The 2,919-nt window shown below is 70.4% G+C and carries 6 protein-coding genes; all 6 read left to right on the top strand.

What is annotated here, in order from left to right; genetic code table 11:
* The coding region (gene tuf, locus VF092_29415) for an elongation factor Tu (protein HEX6751447.1) at window positions 1-141 on the top strand (141 nt) is incomplete at its 5' end.
* An 88-nt stretch (window positions 142-229) separates the two neighbouring features.
* Complete coding sequence (gene rpsJ / locus VF092_29420) at window positions 230-538, top strand: 30S ribosomal protein S10 (protein HEX6751448.1); 309 nt, start codon at window positions 230-232, stop codon at window positions 536-538.
* A gap of 10 nt (window positions 539-548) precedes the next feature.
* Window positions 549-1,169, top strand: coding sequence for a 50S ribosomal protein L3 (gene rplC, locus VF092_29425; protein HEX6751449.1), 621 nt, complete (start codon window positions 549-551; stop codon window positions 1,167-1,169).
* Window positions 1,170-1,179: 10 nt separating this feature from the next.
* Window positions 1,180-1,848, top strand: a complete 669-nt coding sequence (rplD, locus tag VF092_29430) for a 50S ribosomal protein L4 (protein ID HEX6751450.1) — start codon at window positions 1,180-1,182, stop codon at window positions 1,846-1,848.
* Entirely contained in the window at window positions 1,841-2,137 is a 297-nt protein-coding gene (gene rplW, locus VF092_29435; protein HEX6751451.1) for a 50S ribosomal protein L23, read from the top strand. Before rplD ends, rplW begins: the two co-directional genes overlap by 8 nt.
* A gap of 1 nt (window position 2,138) precedes the next feature.
* On the top strand, window positions 2,139-2,919 hold a 781-nt coding region (gene rplB, locus VF092_29440), incomplete at its 3' end, for a 50S ribosomal protein L2 (protein ID HEX6751452.1).

Raw genomic sequence — 2,919 nt, forward strand, 5'->3', positions numbered from 1 at the left:
GAGATGGTGATGCCGGGCGACAACGTGCAGATGACGGTGGAGCTGATCACGCCCATCGCCATGGAGAAGGAGCTGCGCTTCGCCATCCGCGAGGGCGGCCGCACCGTGGGCGCCGGCGTCGTCACCGAGATCATCGACTGAAGCCGGTTGGCGGGAGGCGGGCGCGTCGCCGACGCGCACCGCCTCCGCTCCGCTTGAGAACACCGTCAACCGACTGGAAGAGAGCACCATGGCAGGCAAGATCCGAATCCGGCTGAAGGGCTTCGATCACGCGGTGATCGACCAGACCACGGCCGACATCGTCCGCACCGCCGAGAAGACGGGGGCCACCATCAGCGGCCCCATCCCCCTTCCCACGCGCGTGCAGCGGTGGACCGTCAACCGGTCGCCGCACGTGGACAAGAAGAGCCGCGAGCAGTTCGAGCTGAAGACGCACAAGCGTGTGATCGACATCCTGGACTCGCGCCCGCAGACCGTCGACGCCCTCACCAAGCTGGATCTGCCGGCGGGTGTGGACGTCGAGATCAAGGTGGACTGAGGAGGCGCACATGTCAGGAATCATCGGACGCAAGCTGGGGATGACCCAGATCTTCGACGAGTCCGGCGCCGTGGTGCCGGTGACCGTCATCGAGGCCGGGCCCTGCCCTGTGGTGCAGGTGCGGACGCAGGAGAAGGAGGGCTACGCCGCGGTCCAGCTCGGCTTCGGCCGGCAGAAGGACACGCGCGCCAGCAAGGCGGAGAAGGGGCACGCGCTGAAGGCCGGCCTCGAGGCCGCCCCGGCGGTGCTCAAGGAGTTCCGCTTCGAGGAGGGCGCCCCCGAGGTCGGCCAGACCGTGACGGTCGACGGCTTCGAGAAGGGCGGCCGGGTGAAGGTGACCGGCGTGACCAAGGGCCGCGGCTTCCAGGGCGTGATGAAGCGCCACGGGTTCGGCGGCGGCCGCGCGAGCCACGGCGCCACCCGCATCCACCGCGCCCCCGGCTCCATCGGCGCGGGCACCAACCCGTCGCGGGTCATCAAGGGGAAGCGCATGCCCGGGCACATGGGGTCCGAGCAGCAGACCGTGCGCAACCTGCTGGTGGCCAAGGTGGACGCCGAGAAGAACCTGCTGTACGTGCGCGGCGCGGTGCCGGGGCCCGTGAACGGCGTGGTTTTCGTCCAGAAGCAGTGAGGCCCCAACGATGCTGACCGCACGATTCTTCAACGCCGCCGGCGAGCAGTCCGGCGACGTGCAGCTCCCCGAGGAGCTGTTCGACGGGCGCGTCCACGAGGCCGCGCTGCACCAGACGATCAAGGCGTACCTGGCCAACCAGCGCCAGGGGACCGCCGCCACCAAGACCCGCGGCCTGGTCTCCGGCGGCAACCGCAAGGCCTGGCGCCAGAAGGGCACCGGCCGGGCGCGCCAGGGCTCCACGCGCGCGCCGCACTGGCGCGGCGGCGGCGTGGTGTTCGGGCCCAGCCCGCGCAGCTACCACCAGGACGTGCCGCGCAAGGTCAAGGCGCTGGCCCGGCGCAGCGCCTTCAACCAGCGCGCGCTGAACGGCGAGATCGCCGTGGTGGAGCGTCTTTCGGCCGACGCGCCGAAGACGAAGGCCTTCGCCGAGCTGCTGGGGAAGGTGGGCGTGGCCGACGCCAAGCGGGTGCTGATCCTGACCGACGGCACCAGCCGCAACGTGTACCTGTCGGCGCGCAACCTTCCCAACGTGGAGGTGATGCCCTTCGCCCAGGCCAGCGCCTACGACGTGATGGTGGCGCGGCAGGTGGTGATCGAGCAGGCCGCGCTCGACGCGGTGAAGCAGGGCGCCGGGGTCGACGCCCCCGCCGAGGCCGAGGAGGTGGTGAATGCCTGAGCTGAACGTGAACGACGTCATCGTTCGCCCGCTGGTGACCGAGAAGAGCCACGACCAGCTCGACCGGCTCGGCGCCTACACCTTCGTGGTGGCCAAGGACGCGAACAAGATCCAGATCGCCCAGGCGGTCGAGAAGCACTTCGGCGTGAAGGTCAAGGACGTCCGCACCATGCGCTACGCGGGGAAGCAGAAGCGCATGGGGCGCCACGCCGGCCGCAAGGCCGCGTGGAAGAAGGCGGTCGTGACCCTGGCCGAAGGCGACTCGATCGAGCTCTTCGAGGGGGTGTAAGATGCCGACCAAGCAGTTCAAGCCGGTGACCGCGGGAACGCGCTTCCGGCAGACCAACGACTTCGCCGAGGTCACCCACAAGGGGCGCCCCGAGAAGTCGCTGACCGAGAAGATCTCGTCGACCGGCGGGCGCAACCACCACGGCCACGTGACCAGCCGCCACAAGGGCGGCGGGCACAAGCGGCTGTACCGGGTGATCGACTTCAAGCGCGACAAGGCGGGCGTGCCCGGCAAGGTCGAGCGCATCGAGTACGATCCCAACCGCACCGCGAACATCGCCCTGGTGGTGTACGAGGACGGCGAGCGGCGCTACATCCTGCACCCCCGCGGGCTGCAGGTGGGCGACACGGTGGTGGCGGGCTCCGGGGCCGACATCAAGCCCGGCAACGCGCTTCCGCTGAGCGAGATCCCGCTGGGCACCACGGTGCACAACGTGGAACTGCGCCCCGGGAAGGGCGGCCAGATGGCCCGCTCGGCCGGCGCCGGCGTGCAGATCGCGGCCAAGGAGGGCGACTACGTGACCCTCCGCATGCCCAGCACCGAGATGCGCATGGTGCGCCGCGAGTGCATGGCCACGGTGGGGCAGGTGGGGAACGTGGACCACGAGAAGCAGTCCATCGGCAAGGCGGGCGCCAACCGCTGGCGCGGCAAGCGGCCGAAGGTGCGCGGCGTGGTGATGAACCCGGTGGACCACCCGCTGGGCGGCGGCGAGGGGCGCAGCTCCGGCGGCCGTCCCCCGGTGAGCCCCTGGGGCAAGCCGGAAGGCGTGAAGACGCGCCACA

The sequence above is a fragment of the Longimicrobium sp. genome, from assembly GCA_036377595.1.
Taxonomy (GTDB): Bacteria; Gemmatimonadota; Gemmatimonadetes; order Longimicrobiales; family Longimicrobiaceae; genus Longimicrobium.

Bases quoted from the DNA above. Each gene is read 5' to 3' on its own strand.
- rpsJ (HEX6751448.1), top strand. From the start codon at position 230: ATGGCAGGCAAGATCCGAATCCGGCTGAAGGGCTTCGATCACGCGGTG.
- rplC (HEX6751449.1), top strand. From the start codon at position 549: ATGTCAGGAATCATCGGACGCAAGCTGGGGATGACCCAGATCTTCGAC.
- rplD (HEX6751450.1), top strand. From the start codon at position 1,180: ATGCTGACCGCACGATTCTTCAACGCCGCCGGCGAGCAGTCCGGCGAC.
- rplW (HEX6751451.1), top strand. From the start codon at position 1,841: ATGCCTGAGCTGAACGTGAACGACGTCATCGTTCGCCCGCTGGTGACC.